We start from the raw sequence: 19,983 nt of genomic DNA on the forward strand, positions 1-19,983 counted from the left end.
ATTCAATCTACCCACCGTTCTTGTGAGGTATCTCAAAAGTCGCGAATTTGACACTCAACCTGCCTCGCGTCGCTCTCTGCGGACAAACCACCTGCATAAAACAGGCTGCGCTAAGCCTTTTTGTGGATGCCTGACCGTCAGCCTCGCCTCGACCGTGCGCGGCCCGCCGAACAACCCCCGGCCGCAACACCCGTTACAGCCTAGCAAGCCCCGGCGGTGCGCCAAACAGCCCGCCAAGCGGATGCGCAACGACCGTTCAATGGCAGATCGTCCACTTGATACCGCGACGCGCTACAGCAGGCCGAAATGCTCCAGTGCGCGAGCGAGGCCGTCCTCGTCGATATCGCCGCAGATATAGTCGGCAGCGGCTTTCGCCTCGGCATCGCCGTTGCCCATGGAAACGCCCATGCGCACGAACCTCAGCATGTCGGCATCGTTCTCGCCGTCGCCGAACGCCATGGTCTGCTCCTGCGGAATGCCGTAATGGTCGAGCAGCGCCTTGATGCCCGCCACCTTGCCGCCGTGCGCAGGCACGATGTCATAGGCGCCGCGATGCCAGCGCGTCGCCTTGCAGCCGGGAAGACGCGCCATGAGATCGTCCTCACGCAGGGAGTCCTCGTACACGATGGCCTTGAGCACCGGGATCTCCGGATTCGGCTCGTCGATCGCGGGCACCGGCGTGGAGACTTCCTCCTCCACCTGGCGCACATGGTCGGTCACAACATTAATGTACATGCGCACCGACTCATAAAACAGGATGGGGCGTCGGCGCGCATAGAACTCTTCGTGCAGCACGTCGAGATCGTGGCCCACAATGGGGTCGGCGAAGACAACGTTTCGCTGCGCATCACGTGCTTCCTGGCCACCCACCAGAACATATCCGTCGAATGTGAGGTCCTGAAGCGGCAGGAAATGGAACTCGCTCATGGAGCGGCCGGTCGCCACGAAGACCTTGCAGCCGCGGCGGCGCAGCTCCTCGAGAGCCTCGACCGTGCTGGGCGGGACGCGCTTGGTCTTATGGGAGACGAGCGTGCCGTCCACATCGAAGAAGAACGCCCGCGGCGCGGGGTCGAGAATATGCGCGCTTTCCATAACCTTATGCCTCCATCCGACTCGATTCCGGAAGCATTATAGCGTGCGCACGCTGGAGGCGAGGGCATATCCCCACTTCGCGGTATCGACCTACCAGGTGTCGGCACCATACTCCGCAAAGACTTGCGGGACGATATCCCTCAGCGCCGCCGCGGTGGGAAACACGTCGGTCACGTATTCGAACGTCCCGCGATAGGCATCGAGGCCGACAGTGAGCTTGAATGCCTGGCCGAAGTCCTCGGAATGCGCGTAGGCGATCGCGCTGAGCCCACCGCCGTCGAAGCTGATCGTGAACGTAACGCCCTGCGACTCGCCGAACACGGGCGTGCCCTTGGAGAAGCTATCCTCGTAGCCCGCCCGCTCGAGCAGCTGGCGTATCGCCTCCGTTGTGCCCAAAGGATCGGCATCGAGGGCCTCGGCAAAGGAGGAGGCGCCGCACGCCGAGGCGATATCGCCTGTGGAGATACCCCCTTCCGCAAGGGCCTCGGCGAAGCGCGGATCGCACGCGATCATGTCGTCGGAGGTGGTCGCATCGGCATGGGCGCCGGCGAGTACGCCCTGTGGCAGGGCGCGCAGGTACGCGGAATGCCTGATCACGTTGATGCCGGGAGTGAGCTCCGAGCCCTCGGAATCCTTCTCGTCCTCCCCGCTCGCAGCGGGATCGGCAGAGACCTCCGCAGAGCCCTGTGGGGCGGAGACGCCCTTGGCCGCATCGGTCGCACTCGGCGACGCGCATCCTACCAGTATGGCAGCGAGCATACAGGCAGAGATCGCGATGCCCATAAACGTTGTTGCAAGCGTATAGCCGATACCGCGGCCTCGGTTGGTCATATCGTGCCCCCTAACCGGGTGAGTTCCGCCTTCATGGTACAGGGAGTCCACAGCTCGTTCGCCCGCCCGCCGCGTCGCGCATCGGCCTATGTCGCGCGGGCGTAGCCCAACGGCACGAGCATCTCACCGGTTGTCCGCAACCCAGCAGATGGCAAGCGTCACGGCAAGAAACAACCAAAACGGTAATCCCATAACGCCCCTCCGCAGGCAGACAACCTCCCTTTGAAGCCAGTATTCCCACATCGAATGCATCTTGATCGAGACGACGCCAACTGGGCACAAGAAGCGCAAACGAGTGCGCAGGAGACAGGCGGATGCAATCGGGTTCGGCGAACCCGACACGTACGGCCTCGAGAAAACGCACCCTGAGCATCATGACATCCGCCGAGGAACCGGGAAGCTGGGGCGCTTCGCAGATGTCCGACCTGCGAAGCGCCTGTCGCGAGCAACGGTGGAACGGAACCCGAGGCTACCCTTCGGAACGCGCAGCCTCAAGCAGTGCCGTCTTCAGATCGGACTCGATCTGGCGCATGCGGCCCTCCGCATCGGCGCGCGCAGCGCGGCCCTCCTGCTGAATCTTCAGCGTCTCGTGCAGCGTGTCGATCAGGCGCTTGTTCACCTCTTCGAGCGTTTCCACGTCGACGGTGCCGCGCTGCGTGGCGCGCTCGGCATCCACCGCGCCTTGCTGCAGAGCCTCGGCGTTGGCACGCAGCAGCTTGTTCGTGGTGTCATCCACGTCCTTCTGGAGGGTAAGCGCCGCCTTCTGGTTAGCCAGGCCGAGTGCGATCACCATCTGCGACTTCCAGAGCGGGATGGTGGTGGAGATCGTCGTGTCGATCTTGTCGGAGATGCTCTTGTCGGCGTTTTGCAGCAGCTTGATCTGCGGCGCCATTTGCAAGCTTACGATGCTCACGCGGTCGAGATCGTCCAGACGCTTCTCGAAGCGGTCGAGCTTGTCCTTGAAGTCCTTGAGCACCTGCGCGCCCATCGCGTCGCCGGATGCCTGCGCCTCCGCCTCGAGCGCCGGGAGCTGCTCCGAGCGAAACGCTCCAAGCGCCTCGTGGCCGGCAGCGATGTAAACCTTGAGCGAGCGGTACTGCTCGACGTTGCGCTGGTACATGGTGTCGTACATGGCAATGTCGGCAATCATCTGCGCCTGGGCGCGCTCGAGCTTCTCCACGACCTCATCGACCTGGGGCGATACCTTCTGATAGGTGCGACGCAGCTTGTCGATGCCAACGACGACCTTACCGATGATGGGAACCTGCTTCACACCGGAAAGCTCGGCGCTCTCGACATCGGTCAGCAGCTCGCGCAGCAGCTTGCCGGCCTCACCTGTCGACTTGCTCGACGTGCGGGAGAGCACGTCGTCGGCAAAATCAGACATCGAGCGCTGCGCGTCGCGCGCATAGGTGCTCTCGATACCCGACTTCATGAAATCGATGCCGCGCGCAATCTCATGGGCGCGCGCCTGGTCCTCATCGGACAGCGCAACCGCAGGCGGCCGCTCAAGGGCGACAGGCGCCGCCTGTTGCTGCAATGTCGCCCCCTGCGAGGCGGCGATATCCGCAAGGTTGATCCTCTTCGTCTGAGAAACCGTTGTGTCGAGCTGAGTGTCGGACATGGCAAACCTCCTCGTCTCGGCATGGCGCCGAAATCGTATAGATATGCGCAGGGCCCCTACGAGCCGCTCACGACTTCGATCAGCCGGCCCATAGCTGCCGGTGCGGGCAGCTCAACCGCGGCGGGCACGCGCTCGGCGATGCCGGCGACGCCGAAGCGCTCAGCGCTGTCGGTGCCGAGCTGCGAGGCTCCCCGGAACCCGTGGCGCTCCCACGCGAGCTTCTGCACCTCATCGCTCATCAAGAACTCGGTCAGCTGCTCGCCCGCCTCGTCGAGCGCCATGATCACATGCGTCGACCACACGGTCGGCGTTGTGTAGGCGACCACCAGGCTATCGGCCACCTGTGCGAACAGATCGGGCTCGTTGACCGACAGGTCGAGCACTTGGCTCTCATAGCCAACCATCATGGGCTTCGACCCCTCACCGAGCGTCAGAAACTGACGGAAGGAGTCCTCAGAGCTCGTCTCCATCCAGCCGGACTTCGCGAAGATCTTACGGATGGACCCCACATTCGCGTCGATGCTCTCGACGGAAGCCGGCTGGCCGCCCGCCAGCGAGTTCGCGACGAGCGCTGCCCACTCGTTACCCGAGTTGGACTCCGCCGGATCGGTGCTATCGATGCGGAACTGGCCGTATCCCGCGGTGTAACCGAGGTCCGCCCATGTACGGTCGGCAAGCATCGCTTCCACGGCGGCATCGACGTTCAAGGTGTAGACTTCTCCGTCTTTAGCCATGATTCCCGACCCCACGAGCGCATCGGCAACGTCGCGATAGGTGTAGATCACAATGGGCGAGTTCAGCACGATCTGTTCGGACACGGGCTCGATTCCCCGTTCATGTCCGTGTGCCACCGCAGCTTGCGACGAGGGAAACAGGTAGTCCATGCCCTCGATGGGCGCCTCCATCATGGCGAGCGACCCCGCCTTGCGATAGCCGATGGAAAGCGCCGCCTGCTCCGCCAGGCTGATGAACTCGGGGTCATCGAACAAAGAGATCTTCTCGCCGCCGAGATATCCCGTCATCTCGATGGGCTCCACCGGCGCGGGCGCAGGCTCGGGCTCGGGCTGCGCCTGCCGAAACAGCATCGCGCCGCCGACGACAAGCACCGCCGCGAGCACGCATATCAATCCGATGATCCTGCCCTTAGACATCCTCTTGTTCCATTCTTCCACCACCATCAGACGACGTCGCGTCCGCCGGTGCATCCGGCTTGTATCCATCCATCTCCATCAGGCGTTTAATGGCCTCCGAGCTTGCCTCGAGCTCCGATGCCTTCGCACCGGTCGCACGCGCAAGCTCACCTTTGGCCGCACCCTGCAGCGCTGCGAGCGCCTCGAGCGCATCCGCGTGCGCGCCCCGCAGAAGCTCCGGCGTGCTCAAGCGCTCGACAGCCAGATAGCCATCGAGCATGCGCACGCATTGGTCCGCATAGGTCGACAGAAAATGGCCGAGGCGCCGATAGGTGGCCGGCTGTTCCTCGACCGCCGTGACGAGCGCGCTGATATCGCGCAAGAGATCGTCCACCTCGCGGTTGATGGCCGCATCGCGGATCTTGCCGCGACGCGCCCCGATTTCGCGCACGAGCCGATGCGCCGCGTCAATCTTCTCCACCGCGGCATCCCCTTCGGGAAGCATACTCGCCGCCACGCCCGCCAGCCGACGCTCGGGACGCAGCAGCGCGCCGACGCCCACATACAGAAGCCCCGCGACTGCGACGCCCACCGCGAGCCCCAAAGCGCCGCCGATGATCACCGCGCATGCAATGCCCGCTGCGATGCCCGCTATCGCGCCTACGACATACCCCATATACCCGTGCACCCTAGTTGTAGCCTTTGACCTGGCGGAAGACCGATGCAAGGTCTCCGGAGCGCCCGTCGAAGGTCCGTCCGTTGGATAAGCTCGAAAGCTCATCGAGCTGCGTGGGGTCGGCATCGCCGAACATGATGGGAAAGATAGGTACGTCCACGGCCGCCTCGGCGTAGGCGGAGATGAACGCGTCGCGCGTGTACGTCTCGGATACGCCATCGCTCATGAGGGCGATCGCAACCGTGTAGCCGCCCTCAGTCTTCGCCTGGCGTGCGAAATCGAGCGCGCGTATGAGGGCCGCGTACATGTCGGTACCGCCGATGGCCTCGCGATCCCGCGCGTACCGGAGCAGCGCCGCGGTATCGGAACCCGTCGCGACGAGTGCCTCGTCAGGCTGCCCGGCAAACGGGATGAGCACGTTCACGTCATCCTCGGTCGGCTGGATCATGGACTCTGCCGCGCGCGCCGGGTCAAGCGCTTGGGTGAGTCCGTCGACGACACCCTGCTTACCCGCGCCGAGCATCGAGCCGGAGTAGTCGACAGCCCACACGGTATAGGAGGCCTTCTTGAGACCGGTCTGGTAGAGCGTGAGCGCCTGCGAGATCACATCGCCTGCCGGCAGCGGTATCGACTTGAGCGCACTCGCATCCTCGATGATCCCCCACTCGGAGCTGAACGCCTGCTCGACTTCGGCATCATCGGCATGAACGACCTTTCCTCCCAAGCCCGTTCGCCGTCCCACGCGCTCCATCTCGAGGGTGGCCTCGGGTTCGGCGAGCGCCTCCTGGAAACTCTTAAAGGCGGACTCCGCCTCTTCGCTCTGCCCGCGGTCGACGAACGCCAGAGGGCTGTCGGACACCGCTATGCCGTCGGCCGGGTAGATGACGAGCATCGGCTCATCACCCGCCTCTTCAAGTTCACGGTTCGCCTGCGAGACGAGAGATTCGTAGTTCACCATCGCCTGGTGCTGATCGGGGTCGGCCACGACCATCTCCTTCAGCCAGTCAGACGAACCCGAGGAGCGGTCCACGCCATCAAGCAGTGCCGCCACCCGGCCGGTAAGGTTACCGTCGGCGAGGTCCTCGGAGGTAAGCGGCCCGTCGGCTTCCGACAGCGCCGTCAAGAAGGCAAGATAAGCAGAAGCGCCGCTGTTCGACTGCGTCGCCGATGTCATGGCGAACGTAAGCCTTCCCTCCTGCACAGCCTCGAGAATCTCGGCGGTTGTAGGTGAGGTCGTCGTACCCGACTCGTCTGCCCACCCGAGCTCTATTGCTTTCGATTTCGCGATGCCGAACACGACGGGCGTCGTCGAGGTCGACTGCACGTTGCGCGTGATACGCTGCGTGTCGCCCATCGAGATCCACATGGACGAGGCGGGCCAGACGGCGTCGTAGTCCTCGCCGCCCGCCTCGAGCACCGCCATGATATCGAGCGAACCCATGTAGTGCATCTCGACGGCAACGCCGGTGGCGCCGACGGCGTACTTGATGGCGCGCGCCGCCTCCTTGTTTTCGGAGCCTGACGCGATCTTAAGCGTGGCCACCGGTTCGCCGTCGGTCAGATCGAACGTCTGGACATTATCCTGCTCGGCCACGGTCACGCCTGCGACCTCTGAGGGCTCCTGGGAGTCTGTCTGGGCCGGAGTGTCGGAGGCCGCTTCAGGGGCGCTCTCCGTCAGACCGGAGCACCCCACGAGCACCGTGCACAGCACGACCATCAGCACGCTTGCCAGAAACCCTGCCGCAAACCGATGACCCTTCATGGCGAAACCTCCGCCCAAACCGCTTGAATTACCCAAGCTACCTGTGGTTTTGCCATTCTATCAAACGCATATCAGAGCAATGTAAAGCCCGCGGGCATGGATGATCGAGGCGAATGGAAGGAGCTTCCTGCGCCTTTTCATCCAGGAAGCTCCTTCAAAAGGAGACTCTCATGCAAGCCCGAAAGCAGACACGGGTATGCGCGCAGAAAAGGCGGCCGGCCTCCCATGCGGGAAGCCGGCCGCCGAAACCGTGGCAGATGGGCTATCCCAGCTGCCAAGCTAGCCGCTCTGCTTCGCGTCAGCCGCCCAGATAGGCCTTGCGGACGTCGTCGTTGTGCAGCAGATCCTGACCGGAGCCGGACAGCGTGATGGTGCCGGTCTCCATGACGTAGCCGCGCGTGGCGATCGAAAGCGCCGCCTGGGCGTTCTGCTCGACGAGCAGAATCGTCGTGCCCGCCTGGTGCAGCGCCTGGATGATCTCGAAGATCTGCTCGACCAGGATGGGCGCCAGGCCCATCGACGGCTCGTCGAGCATGAGCAGCTTCGGGTTGGCCATGAGCGCACGACCCATGGCGAGCATCTGCTGCTCGCCGCCCGACAGCGTGCCGGCGATCTGGCGGCGGCGCTCCTTCAGGCGCGGGAAGTGCTCGTAGACGCGCTCGAGATTGCTCGTGATGGTCTCCTTGGGCTGCGTGTAGGCGCCCATGTCGAGGTTCTCCTCGACCGTCATCTGCTGGAAGATGCGACGGCCCTCGGGAACGTGCACAAGGCCCTGCTCCACGATCTTCTCGGCAGGGGTGTGCATGATGTCGGTGTCCATGAACTTGATGGAGCCCGAACGCGAGCGCAGAAGGCCCGAGAGCGTCTTGAGCGTCGTGGACTTGCCGGCGCCGTTCGCGCCGATGAGCGCGACGATCTCGCCATCGTTGACCTCGAAGGAGACGTTCTTGATGGCGTGGATCGCGCCATACCACACGTTGATGTTGTAGACGGAAAGCATCTTTACGCCTCGACCTCCTTCTGCTTACCGAGGTAGGCCTCGATGACGGCGTCGTTCTGCTGGATCTCCTCGGGCGTGCCCTTGGCGATGATCTTGCCGAAGTTGAGCACGCAGATGCCCTCGCAGATGTTCATGACGAGGTTCATGTCGTGCTCGATGAGCATGATGGCGATCTGGAACTGATCGCGGATCTTGACGATGTTCTCCATGAGCTCAGCCGTCTCGGACGGGTTCATGCCCGCCGCCGGCTCGTCGAGCAGCAGCAGCTTCGGGTTCGTGGCCAGCGCGCGCACGATCTCGAGACGACGCTGGGCGCCGTAGGGAAGGCTTCCCGCCTCGTGGTCGGCAAGGCCGGCCATGTCGAAGATGTCGAGCAGCTCGAGCGCGCGCTCGTGGTAGTACTTCTCGCTCTTCCAGTGATGGGGCAGGCGCAGGATGGAGGTCGCCATGCCGCAGTGGTGCTGGTTGTGCAGGCCGACCGCGACGTTCTCCTCCACCGTCAGCGTGTTGAACAGGCGGATGTTCTGGAACGTACGCGCCACGCCCAAGCGGTTCACGCGCGCCGGGTCGAGGCCGGCGGTGTCGTGGCCGTCGACCATGATGGTTCCGCGCGTGGGCTGGTAGACCTTGGTGAGCAGGTTGAACACCGTGGTCTTGCCGGCACCGTTGGGGCCGATGAGACCGCAGATCTCGGTGCGACCGACAGTGATGTTGAAGTCATCGACGGCCTTAAGACCGCCGAAGTCGATGCCCAGATGCAGGCACTCGAGCGCAGGGGCCTTGCCCAGATCGCGCTCGGGCATGATGGACACGCTCGGCACCGGCACCATCTTGGTGCTCTCGCGACGCTGCTTGGCAAAATCGGTGAACTTACTCATTGCCCTCACCGCCTTCCGTGGCCGCGGCAGGGGTCTTGGGCTCACGGCGCAGCTTGGAGCGCAGGGCCTCGGCCGCGCGCTGGTAGAGCTTCGTGTTGGGCACGACCATCACGAGGATGAGGACCACAGCGTAGATGAGCATGCGGTAGTTGTTGATCGGGCGCAGCACCTCGGGCAGCACCGTGAGGAAGGCCGCCGAGATGATGGAACCGGAGATGTTGCCCATGCCACCCAGGACCACATACACCAGAATCAGGATCGACTGGTTGAAGTCGAACTGCGACGGCGTGATGGTCGAGTAGTTCATGGCGTACAGCACGCCCGCGGCGCCCGCGAGGGCGGAGGCCACGGTGAAGGCCATGAGGCGGTACTTGGTGACGTTGATGCCCACGCTCTCCGCGGCGATGCGGTTGTCGCGCACGGCCATGATGGCGCGGCCGTCGCGGCTGTGCATGAGATTGAGCACCACGGCAACGGTGATGAGCACGAGCACGATACCCAGCGCGAACGTCGAGATCTTATCGATGCCCACGGCGCCCTTCGGGCCGTTGACGAGGATCATGCCCTGGTTCATGCCGAGCGAGGAGCTGTCGGTCATCGAGAAGTGCAGACCGGCGTCATCGACACCGATATAGAAGTTGTTCAGCAGGTTCTTGATGATCTCGCCGAACGCGAGCGTCACGATGGCGAGGTAGTCGCCGCGCAGGCGCATGACGGGGATGCCCACCAGAAAGCCGATGATGCCGGCGGCGACGGCGCCGATAGCGGCGGCCGCCACGAACAGCAGCAGCTCGGACTCGATGCCCATGCGCGTAAGGCAACCCGCGGCGACGACGCCCGTGAAGGCACCGACGCTCATGAAACCCGCGTGGCCGAGCGAAAGCTCGCCCGACACGCCGACGACAAGGTTCAGCGACACGGCGAGCGACACATATGCGCAGATCGGAACGAGCTGACCGGACAGCGAGTTGGAGATGAGCCCCATGCCGTCGAGCAGCGTGACCGCGACGAACGCCACGAGCACGATGGCGTAGGTGATGATCGTCGAGCGCGTCTGCGGCTTCAAAGCCTTGATACCCATATGTCTCACCTACACCTTCTCGTTCACGGGCTTGCCGAGCAAGCCGGCCGGACGGATGAGCAGCATGGCGATGAGCACCGCGAAGACGACGGCGTCGGCAAGCTGCGTCGAGATGTAGGCGCGGGCCAGGATCTCGATGATACCCAGAAGCACGCCGCCGAGTGCGGCGCCGGGAATGGAGCCGATGCCGCCGAGCACCGCCGCCGTGAAGGCCTTGATGCCGGGCATGGAGCCGGTCGTGGGCATGAGCGTGGGGTACGCGGAGCACATGAGGATACCGGCGATGGCCGCAAGGCCGCTGCCGATGGCGAACACCATCGAGATGGTGGAGTTCACGTTGATGCCCATGAGCTGGGCTGCGTCGCGATCCTCGGAGCAGGCGCGCATGGCCTTGCCCATCTTGGTCTTCGTGGTGAAGAGCGTCAGCGCGACCATGATGACCACGCATGCGAGGATCGTGATCACCGCGGTGGCACTGATGGTCAGGCGGCCATCGAACAGCTGCAGAGCGGGCAGGGCGATGATGGACGAGAACGACTTGGGGTCGGAGCCCATGATGAGGAGCGCCGCGTTCTGCAGGAAGTAGCTCACGCCGATCGCGGTGATGAGGACGTTGAGCGACGGGGCGTTGCGCAGGGGCTTATAGGCGAGACGCTCGACCACGATGCCCAGCACCGTGCAGCCAATGACCGACAGCACGACGCCCGCAAGGGCGGGAAGCCCGAGGTAGCTCACGGCGCAGAAGCAGATATAGGCGCCAACCATGATGACGTCGCCGTGGGCGAAGTTGAGCATCTTGGCGATACCGTACACCATGGTGTAGCCCAGAGCGATGATGGCGTACACGCTGCCGAGGCTCGCACCGTTGATGATATTGGCGAGAATTTCCATGGCCCCTCCTTTCCACTTTTCATAAACCGAAAGCGGAGGCCGCCCTGCGGCAGGCAGCCTCCGCTCAAACCGTACGTATGCGTTAAGCCCTAGGCATCGAGCGGCATGTAGACGCCGCCCTGGATGACCATGCCCATGGGCTGCTTGGAGATCTCGCCCGTCTCGGACCACGTGGCGGCCTCGCCGGCGGTGGTCAGGCCCGTGAACGAGAAGTCGCCGGAGGTGAAGACCTCTACGAGCGCGTCGCAGATGTCGGAGTAATCGGCATCGGCGGCCACGCCAGCCTGCTCGAGGGCGTCCTTGAGCGCGTAGACGCAGTCATAGGCGTCGGCAGCGAACTGGTTGGGGGTCTCGTCGGCGATCTCCTCGAACTTGGCGACGAAGTCCTTGGTGGCCTCATCCTCGGCGGTAGCGACGAACGGGGTCAGCAGCATGCAGCCCTCGGCGAGCGCGGTGTCGAAGCCCTCGACGGTCAGCAGGCCGTCCATGCCGTCGACGCCGAACCACTTGGGGGCATAGCCCATCTGGTTGGCCTGGGTGAGGATCAGCGAGATCGGGGTGTAGTAGATCGGCAGGAACACCAGGTCGGCGCCGGCGTTCTTGGCGTCGTTCAGCTGCACGGAGAAATCGGTCGCGGAGTCATCGGTGAAGGTGGTCTCGGACACGATCTCCAGACCCAGCTCGCCAGCCTCGGCCTTGAAGCTGTTGTAGATGCCGGTGGAGTAGGTGTCGGAGTTGTTGTAGATGATGGCGATCTTGGTGCCGAGCGCCTGCTCGGAGATGTACTGCGCGGAAGCCGCACCCTGGTTGGGGTCGGTGAAGCACATCTGGAAGACGTTCTCCTTGCGCGGCGTGGAGACGTTGCCGTCGGCATCCGGCTGGCCGCCGATGACGTCGGTGGAGGAGCCGGACGGGGTGATCTGGAACATGTTGTCGGTGTTCGTCTCGGAGGACACGGCGACGCACGGGGTGGTGGTCACGGTGCCCATGAGGATCTGCATGCCCCAGTCCTTGAGGTTGTTGTAGGCGTTGACGGCGCGCTCGGCGTCGTTCTCGTCGTCCTGGAAGTTCAGCTCGAACTGGATGTCGCCACCGGCGGCGTTGATCTCGTCGACGGCGATCTGGGCGCCATTCTTCACGGCGTTGCCGTAGATGGCCGCAGCGCCGGTGGTGGGTCCGATGCCGCCGATCTTGAAGGCGGCACCCGTCGCGGAGCCCGTGGAGCTGCTGCCGGCAGAAGACGCGCCCTCATCGTTGGAGCAGCCGGCGAGAACGCCCGCGGCCCCCAGACCGGCAATACCTGCAATGATGCTCCTGCGGCTGACGACAGGGTTGAACGACGTACCGTTGAGGCTCGACATAACGGCTCTCCTCTCGCATTGAGGCCGGGGCGCTTGCCTCGGCGGAGTATGGAAACACCCACCCCCGAGAACCGGCGACTTTCCCCCGCTGTCCCGTATTGGTGGTTCGGTCCACCTTACTCGTTTTATGCAAAAAACGTAAGGTGTGTGTTTGACGTTAATACGCTGGTGCGCGGCTTACTTTGAACGCCAGCGAATCAACCTGCCCTTTCGTTGCAAACTTGCGGGTCAACACCTCTGTTACATCTTCGTTACACCGCGCGCGTGTATGCAAAAAGCTCCGCTTGCGTCCACATGATGGAACATGTTCAACCCAATTCATCACGGCGAAGGAGACACCATGGACAAGACCGCGCGCACCGTAAACGTCGGCCTCATCGGCCTGGGCACCGTGGGCGGCGGTGTTGCCCGCCTCATTGCCCGCCATCGCGACGAGTATCTGAAGGCGTACGGCATCGACGTGCGCATCAAGCTCGCAAGCGCGCTCGAGCCCGAGCGCGCGGCCCAGCTCGGCATCGCACCCGAGAACTTCACGACCGACTGGCACGATGTTGTGGCCGACCCCGACATCGACATCGTCATCGAGCTCATCGGCGGCGACCACCCCGCCACCGAGATCTTCGAGGCGGCGCTCACCAGCGGCAAGCACATGGTATCCGCCAACAAGGCCCTGCTCGGCCGCCATGTCGAGCGCCTGGCCAAGCTCGCCGCCGAGAACGGCGTGCAGATTCGCTGCGAGGCCTCCGCGGGCGGCGGCATCCCCATCGTCAACGCGCTCGAGCACGCGCTCGTGGGCAACGAGATCCTCACGGTGGCCGGCATCCTGAACGGCACCACCAACTACATTCTCTCGCGCATGGACGCCGAGGGCCTCGACTTCGACGAGGTGCTCGCCGACGCGCAGCGCCTGGGCTACGCCGAGGCCGACCCCACCGCCGATGTCGACGGCTTCGACGCCGCGAGCAAGGTGGCCATCCTCTCGTCCATCGCGTTCCACACCCGCGTGACCACCGACGACGTGTTCCAGGAGGGCATCCGCAAGGTGTCCGCGGCCGACATCGAGCAGGCGCGCAGCCTGGGCTACGTGGTCAAGCTGCTGGGCATCGCCCGCAACACGGCTGACGGCGTCGACGTGCGCGTGCACCCCACCATGATTCCCGCCGACCACATGCTCGCCAGCGTGAACGGCGCCATGAACGCCGTGTACGTCGTCGGTGACGCCGTGGGCGAGACCATGTTCTACGGAGCGGGCGCCGGCTCCTTCCCCACCGCGAGCGCCGTGGTGGGTGACGTGCTCGAGCTCGCCGACGCCATCAGCCACAACGAGCAGGTGCAGGCCGAGATCGAGCCGTTCGACCGCGTGCTGCCGCTGCGCTCCATCGACGACCTGTCCACCCGTTACTACATTCGCCTCGTGGTCACCGACGAGGTCGGCACGCTGGCCCCGGTGGTCGACGCGTTCGCGCGCCACGGCGTATCGATCTCGACTATCAACCAGCTGCACGACGGCGACGGCACGAAGTGCTCTGTCGTGTTCCTCACCCACACGGCATCCGAGCGCGACCTGCAGGCGCTGCGCGCCGACCTCGAGGCGCTCGACCCCGTTCGCGAGGTGGCGAGCGTCATCCGCATCGAGGACGTAGACGCCTGGGCGGAAGGCGCCGAGGCGAACGAGTAGGCCCGCGACGGCGCAACCCCCTTGCATGCCCAGCCCGCGTCCGGCCAGCCAGCCGGACGCGGGTTTTTCCGACGAAAAGCGTTCTCCGAGACCTGGCGGTACCAAATTCGCGACTTTTGAGAGGGTTGCAATCAGCCCGAAGTTGCTCGATCACACCGGCTGCATAGAGTTTTTAATTTACCTGCGTTAATGACGAATGTTTTGCATACTTTTGGATGTTTTGGCGCGGTCAGAAACCCACCGATTTGATGAGATATCTCAAAAGTCCCGGATTTGACACCTCACCCGCAGGGCCACGGTTATATGCGGCGGAGTCGCCGCATATAACCGTGGCCCTGCCGTCAGATAATGAATCGCACCTGCCGGCAGCAGACGGCCGGCGTCCCTAGCGGTAGCCCATCTCCTCGAGCATGGCCTCGTCGTTGCCGAAGTAGTGCCCGACCTCGTGGATCACGGTCTTGCGAACCTCCTCGTGCACGCGCTCGCGCCCCTCGAAGCAGCGCTCGTGCGGCCCCTTGAAGATCGTGATGACATCCGGCAGGTCGCCCTCGCCGTAGTACGCGCCGCGCTCGGTGAGCGGCAGGCCGTCATAGAGCCCCAGAAGCTCGTCGTCGCATACCTCTGCCCCGTCGCTGTCCATGGCGGCAAGCTGATCGTCATCGGGCTCATCCGCCACGGTGACGATGACGTTCTCCAACGCCTCGAACAGATGGTCCGGGATGCTATCCAGCGCGTCGGAAACGATGCCTTCGAACTCCTCGTCGGTCATGCGGTACATACGGTAATCCTTCCTGCGCCCACGCTAGCGGTGGTCCTCCTCGAGCCACTCGACGGCAAGATCGATCCAACGCGCAACATGCTCGTCGAGATGAGCCTCATCGGCGCCGGTCTGCTCGGTGGCAAGCGAAAGCCCATGGCGGCCGCGGTGGAACACATGGCAATCGAAGTCCACACCCGCCCGATCGAGTGCCTCGGCATAGGCGAAGGTGTTGGCCGGCGGCACGAAGGCATCGGCCGCGGTGTGCCATATAAAAGTGCGCGGCGTATCGCGGTCCACAAGGTTCTGCACCGCATCGAGCTCGCCGTCGACACACAGGGCACGCGCGATGACCTCGTCATCCGGCCAGCCGAGCGAGAAGTCGATCACGGGATAGCACAGCACCTGCGCCGCCACGGAGATGTCGCGCATCGCGCAATCCGCCTCGAAGGGAAAGCTCAGACGACGCGAGACGGCGGAGTACGCGGCGCACAGGTGCGCTCCCGCCGAGAAGCCGACGAGCGCGATGCGGTCCTCGTCGACCGACCACTCCTCCGCATGTGCGCGCACCGTAGCCACGGCATGCGCGAGGTCGTAGAGCGGATAGGGCAGCAGCGCCGTGCCGCGCGCTGCCTCCGCATGGTCGAGCACGGTGTAGTCGACCACGAACGCCTGGTAGCCGCGAGCCAAAAACGCGAGCGCGATGGGCTCCGCCTCGCGCTCCGAGCAGCGCTGGTAACCGCCTCCGGGGCAGATGATCACCGCGGGGCGCAGACGTCCGGCCTGCACGGGGATGTTGTCCTGAAGATACAGCGTCATCGTGGGGGTCTTTTTGCCGTAGGGCTGACGAGGCAGCTCGATGGTCTCGAATCGCATGGATGGCTCCCGTTCTGTTGTCGATAGGAATAAAGATACCCAGACGGTCGCACCTCAAGCAGCCGCATGCCCGCACATTCTGGCAACGATGTGCCCCTCCCCGGCTCACGCGCCCGCAGACCTTCGCCTGTCGTATCATGGAAGGGTTAGCACACCGTGCGGCTCAAGGTACCGGGAGCAAGCGCCTCCGGCAGCCGCTGCCGCGCGGAACCCACGGCCACATCCGTACAGGAAGGCAGGATTCAATGGTCTCACGCATCTATGTGGAGAAGAAGCCCGGCTTTGACGTCGAGGCATCGCAGCTCAAGGCGGAGCTGACGAGCATCCTCGGCATCAGCGGCCTCGACGGCTTGCGTCTCCTCAACCGCTACGACGTGGAGGGCGCCGACGAGGAGCTGTTCGCGCGCTGCACGCCCGTAGTGTTCTCGGAGCCCCAGGTCGACGTCACCTACGACGAGCTGCCCGACGTGCCCGGCGCGACCGTGTTCGCCGTCGAGTTCCTGCCCGGCCAGTTCGACCAACGCGCCGACTCCGCGAGCGAGTGCATCCAGCTCATCAGCCAGGGCGAGCGCCCCACCGTACGCTCCGCCAAGGTCTACATCCTGACCGGCAGCCTTTCCGATGCGGATGTCGACGCCATCAAGCACTACGTGGTCAACCCCGTCGAGGCGCGTCTCGCCAGCCTCGAGAAGCCCGAGACGCTCACCACCGAGGTCCCCGATCCCGAGCCCGTCGAGGTGCTCGACGGCTTCCGTGAGCTCTCGCCCGAGGAGCTGGCGGCCTTCATCGCCGAGCGCGGTCTTGCCATGGACGAGGCCGACATCGCGTTTTGCCAGCAGTACTTCCTCGACGAGGGCCGCGACCCGACCATCACCGAGATCCGCGTGATCGATACCTACTGGTCCGACCACTGCCGCCACACCACCTTCGGCACCGTGCTCACCGACGTCGCGATCGACGACGAGGTCGTCCAGGCCGCCTTCGACCGCTACATGGAGATCCGCCATGAGCTCGGCCGCGACGAGAAGCCCGTCTGCCTCATGGACATGGGCACCATCGGCGCCAAGTACCTCAAGAAGATCGGCCAGCTCAAGAACCTCGACGAGTCCGAGGAGATCAACGCCTGCACCGTGCGCGTGACCGTCGACGTCGACGGCGAGGACCAGGACTGGCTCTTCCTGTTCAAGAACGAGACCCACAACCACCCGACCGAGATCGAGCCCTTCGGCGGCGCGGCGACTTGCATCGGCGGCGCCATCCGCGACCCGCTCTCCGGCCGCAGCTATGTGTACCAGGCGATGCGCGTGACCGGCGCGGCCGACCCGACCGTGCCCGTGTCCGAGACGCTCGCCGGCAAGCTGCCGCAGCGCAAGCTCGTGACCACCGCCGCGGCCGGCTATTCCAGCTACGGCAACCAGATCGGTCTGGCCACCGGCCAGGTCTCCGAGCTCTACCACCCCGGCTACGTGGCCAAGCGCATGGAGATCGGCGCCGTCGTGGGCGCCACGCCGGCCGACCACGTGCGCCGCGAGTGCCCCGCGCCCGGCGACAAGATCATCCTGCTCGGCGGCCGCACCGGCCGCGACGGCATCGGCGGCGCCACCGGTTCGTCCAAGGCGCACAACGTCGAGTCCATCGAGAAGGACGGTGCCGAGGTCCAGAAGGGCAACGCCCCCATGGAGCGCAAGCTGCAGCGCCTGTTCCGCCGCGGCGACGCCTGCCGCCTCATCAAGCGCTGCAACGACTTCGGCGCGGGCGGCGTGTCCGTCGCCGTGGGCGAGCTCGCCGACGGCCTGTACATCGACCTCGACCAGGTGACCAAGAAGTACGAGGGCCTCGACGGCACCGAGCTCGCCATCTCCGAGTCCCAGGAGCGCATGGCCGTTGCCGTGGCCGAGGACGACGTCGACGAGTTCATGGGCTACGCCGCCGAGGAGAACCTCGAGGCGACCGTGATCGCCGAGGTCACCCACGAGCCGCGCGTCCGCATGGCCTGGCAGGGCGTGGCCATCGTCGACCTCACCCGCGAGTTCCTGGCGTCCAACGGTGCGCCTAAGCACCAGGCGGCGCACGTGGAGGCCCGCTCCGTGTGGCAGCCCGCTTGGGAGGGCACGACGCTCGCCGAGCGCATGACGAGCCTCGTCACCGACCTCAACGTGTGCTCCAACAAGGGCCTGTCCGAGCGCTTCGACTCCACCATCGGCGCGGCGACCGTGCTCATGCCCTTCGGCGGTAAGACCCAGCTCACCCCCGCCGAGGCCATGGTCGCCAAGTTCCCCGTCGACGGCGAGACCACCACGGCCTCCGCTATGGCCTGGGGCTTCAATCCGTTCCTGATGGAGAAGGACCAGTTCGCGGGCGCCTATCTGTCCGTCGTGGAGTCCGTGGCCAAGCTCGTGGCCGCCGGCTTCGCGCACGAGAGCGCCTACCTCACCTTCCAGGAGTACTTCGAGCGTCTGCGCACCGAGCCCGAGCGCTGGGGCAAGCCCGTCGCCGCGGTGCTGGGCGCCCTCATGGCCCAGGTCGACCTGGGCATCGGCGCCATCGGCGGCAAGGACTCCATGTCCGGCTCGTTCGAGGACCTGGACGTACCGCCCACGCTCGTGAGCTTCGCCGTGGCCGTCGGCCGCGCCGACGGTGCCGTGTCGCCCGAGTTCAAGGGCATCACGCACCGTGTCGTGCGCATCGCGCCGGCAACCTACGGCGAGGACTGGCGTCCCGACGTGGCCCAGCTGCTCGACGCCTTCGCGCTCGTGGAGAAGCTCGCCGACTCCGGTGCGGCGCTCGCCATCTCCACGCCCGGCTACGGCGGCACCGCCGAGGCCCTGTTCAAGATGAGCCTCGGCAATCAGATCGGCCTGGAGCTCGCCGAGGACGTCGACATTGACAGCCTCTTCGAGCCGATGTACGGCAGCTTCGTGATCGAGCTTTCCGACGACGCCGACGCCCTGCTCGAGAACGCGCCCGAGGGCCTCGTCATCGAGCCGCTCGGCACCACCGTCGAGGCCTATGTGCTCGACACCGCCAACGAAACCATCGACCTCGCCGAGCTGCAGGAAGCCTGGGAGAGCGCCCTCGAGGGCGTGTTCCCCTACCGCACGCCCGCCGATGCCGACCTGCCTGCCGTGGAGCCCGTCACCTTCGCATGCGATGCCCCGCACGTGTATACCGGCGAGAAGTTCGCGCGCCCGCGCGTGATCATCCCCGTGTTCCCGGGCAACAACTGTGAGTACGACTCCGCCCGCGCCTTCCGCACCGCGGGCGCCGCGGCCGACACCTTCGTGATCAACAACCTCACGCCCGAGGCCGTTGCCGAGAGCACCCATGAGCTGGCGCGCCGCATCCGCGAGAGCCAGATCGTCATGATCCCCGGTGGCTTCTCCGGCGGCGACGAGCCCGACGGCTCCGCCAAGTTCATCACGGCGTTCTTCCGCGCCCCCGAGGTCACTGAGGCCGTGCGCGACCTGCTGCAGAACCGCGACGGCCTTATGCTCGGCATCTGCAACGGCTTCCAGGCGCTCGTGAAGCTCGGCCTCGTGCCGTACGGCGACATCGTCGACGCCACGCCCGACGCCCCGACGCTGACGTTCAACACCATCGGCCGCCATCAGAGCCGCCTGGTGCACACGCGCGTGGCCTCCAACCTGTCGCCCTGGCTGTCCGCCTGCACGCCCGGCGATACCTACACCGTCGCCATCTCCCACGGCGAGGGCCGCTTCGTCGCCAACGACGACGTGCTCGCCAAGCTCGTGGCCGGCGGCCAGATCGCCACGCAGTACGTGGACGAGGCCGGCGTACCGTCCATGGACCTCGACGTGAACCCCAACGGTTCCGTGTGCGCCATCGAGGGCATCACGAGCCCCGACGGCCGCGTCTTCGGCAAGATGGGCCATGTGGAGCGCCGCGGCGAGGGCCTGTACGCCAACGTCCCCGGCGAGAAGTTCATGCCGATCTTCGAGTCCGGCGTCGCCTACTTCGCGTAGGGCGCGCGACAGCCGATATGCAAGCGGGTCTCCCTCGGGAGGCCCGCTTTTTGGTTCAACGGACACCGATCGTGCATATTGTTTCCAGCCGATCACATATAGCCAGAACGTACTTTAGCATGCTATAGTGACTGCAATCCGATGGCTGGATAGGCCAGCCACAGGACGAGGAGGATTCCATGACCTACACGGCTCACATGCGCTTCGCGTTCACGGCGCAGCCGGTTGCTGCCGCGTGGTGGTGGAACAACTCCATATCTCGTCTTTCGGATTAGCAGCCGGCCTTATCGCATATCGCGCTTACAGGGCTTCCGGGCGATCCGGAAGCCCTTTTTGCGTTCGGGCCGTCTGCAGGCGCGCAGC

General features: G+C 64.9%; 15 protein-coding genes. 2 read left to right on the forward strand and 13 right to left on the reverse strand.

The features are described 5' to 3' along the window. Positions 1-291: 291 nt before the first annotated feature. From H6A16_RS08720 to H6A16_RS08770, 11 genes are all read right to left on the reverse strand, one after another. Complete coding sequence (locus H6A16_RS08720) at positions 292-1,092, reverse strand: Cof-type HAD-IIB family hydrolase (protein WP_204618261.1); 801 nt, start codon at positions 1,090-1,092, stop codon at positions 292-294. Positions 1,093-1,182: 90 nt separating this feature from the next. After that, the gene (locus H6A16_RS08725; RefSeq protein WP_204618263.1) at positions 1,183-1,923 is read right to left on the reverse strand and encodes a hypothetical protein; all 741 of its coding nucleotides are present in this window, start codon (positions 1,921-1,923) and stop codon (positions 1,183-1,185) included. Positions 1,924-2,392: 469 nt separating this feature from the next. Further along, positions 2,393-3,547, reverse strand: a complete 1,155-nt coding sequence (locus H6A16_RS08730; RefSeq protein WP_204618265.1) for a toxic anion resistance protein — start codon at positions 3,545-3,547, stop codon at positions 2,393-2,395. A 56-nt stretch (positions 3,548-3,603) separates the two neighbouring features. Further along, positions 3,604-4,698, reverse strand: coding sequence for a hypothetical protein (locus H6A16_RS08735; protein WP_204618267.1), 1,095 nt, complete (start codon positions 4,696-4,698; stop codon positions 3,604-3,606). Then, complete coding sequence (locus tag H6A16_RS08740; protein ID WP_342589747.1) at positions 4,691-5,479, reverse strand: 5-bromo-4-chloroindolyl phosphate hydrolysis family protein; 789 nt, start codon at positions 5,477-5,479, stop codon at positions 4,691-4,693. Before H6A16_RS08740 ends, H6A16_RS08735 begins: the two co-directional genes overlap by 8 nt. Next, a complete protein-coding gene (locus H6A16_RS08745; RefSeq protein WP_204618271.1) occupies positions 5,367-7,115 on the reverse strand; it encodes a vWA domain-containing protein in 1,749 nt (582 codons plus the stop codon). The genes H6A16_RS08740 and H6A16_RS08745 overlap by 113 nt, the downstream gene beginning before the upstream one ends. 298 nt (positions 7,116-7,413) lie before the next feature. Continuing rightward, positions 7,414-8,115 (reverse strand): ABC transporter ATP-binding protein, encoded by a 702-nt coding sequence (locus H6A16_RS08750; protein WP_204618274.1) that lies wholly within the window; start codon positions 8,113-8,115, stop codon positions 7,414-7,416. A 2-nt stretch (positions 8,116-8,117) separates the two neighbouring features. Then, on the reverse strand, positions 8,118-8,993 hold the full coding sequence (locus tag H6A16_RS08755) for an ABC transporter ATP-binding protein (RefSeq protein WP_204618276.1): 876 nt from the start codon (positions 8,991-8,993) through the stop codon (positions 8,118-8,120). Continuing rightward, on the reverse strand, positions 8,986-10,074 hold the full coding sequence (locus tag H6A16_RS08760) for a branched-chain amino acid ABC transporter permease (RefSeq protein WP_204618343.1): 1,089 nt from the start codon (positions 10,072-10,074) through the stop codon (positions 8,986-8,988). The genes H6A16_RS08755 and H6A16_RS08760 overlap by 8 nt, the downstream gene beginning before the upstream one ends. A gap of 9 nt (positions 10,075-10,083) precedes the next feature. Next, entirely contained in the window at positions 10,084-10,965 is an 882-nt protein-coding gene (locus H6A16_RS08765) for a branched-chain amino acid ABC transporter permease (protein WP_204618278.1), read from the reverse strand. A gap of 89 nt (positions 10,966-11,054) precedes the next feature. Next, positions 11,055-12,326, reverse strand: a complete 1,272-nt coding sequence (locus tag H6A16_RS08770) for an ABC transporter substrate-binding protein (protein WP_204618280.1) — start codon at positions 12,324-12,326, stop codon at positions 11,055-11,057. A 340-nt stretch (positions 12,327-12,666) separates the two neighbouring features. On the opposite strand from H6A16_RS08770, the gene H6A16_RS08775 reads away from it, so the two are divergent. Beyond that, positions 12,667-14,004 carry a homoserine dehydrogenase gene (locus H6A16_RS08775; RefSeq protein ID WP_204618282.1) on the forward strand — a complete coding sequence of 446 codons (1,338 nt, stop codon included), beginning with the start codon at positions 12,667-12,669 and terminating at the stop codon, positions 14,002-14,004. A gap of 385 nt (positions 14,005-14,389) precedes the next feature. Here the strand turns inward: H6A16_RS08775 and H6A16_RS08780 are convergent, their stop codons facing one another. Both H6A16_RS08780 and H6A16_RS08785 read right to left on the reverse strand, forming a co-directional pair. Further along, positions 14,390-14,782 (reverse strand): metallopeptidase family protein, encoded by a 393-nt coding sequence (locus H6A16_RS08780; RefSeq protein ID WP_204562628.1) that lies wholly within the window; start codon positions 14,780-14,782, stop codon positions 14,390-14,392. 24 nt (positions 14,783-14,806) lie between these two features. Continuing rightward, positions 14,807-15,637, reverse strand: a complete 831-nt coding sequence (locus H6A16_RS08785) for an alpha/beta hydrolase (protein WP_204618285.1) — start codon at positions 15,635-15,637, stop codon at positions 14,807-14,809. 245 nt (positions 15,638-15,882) lie between these two features. On the opposite strand from H6A16_RS08785, the gene H6A16_RS08790 reads away from it, so the two are divergent. Then, the gene (locus H6A16_RS08790; RefSeq protein WP_204618288.1) at positions 15,883-19,620 is read left to right on the forward strand and encodes a phosphoribosylformylglycinamidine synthase; all 3,738 of its coding nucleotides are present in this window, start codon (positions 15,883-15,885) and stop codon (positions 19,618-19,620) included. Positions 19,621-19,983 lie beyond the last annotated feature (363 nt).

Source organism: Collinsella tanakaei, assembly GCF_016900375.1.
Lineage (GTDB): Bacteria > Actinomycetota > Coriobacteriia > Coriobacteriales > Coriobacteriaceae > Collinsella.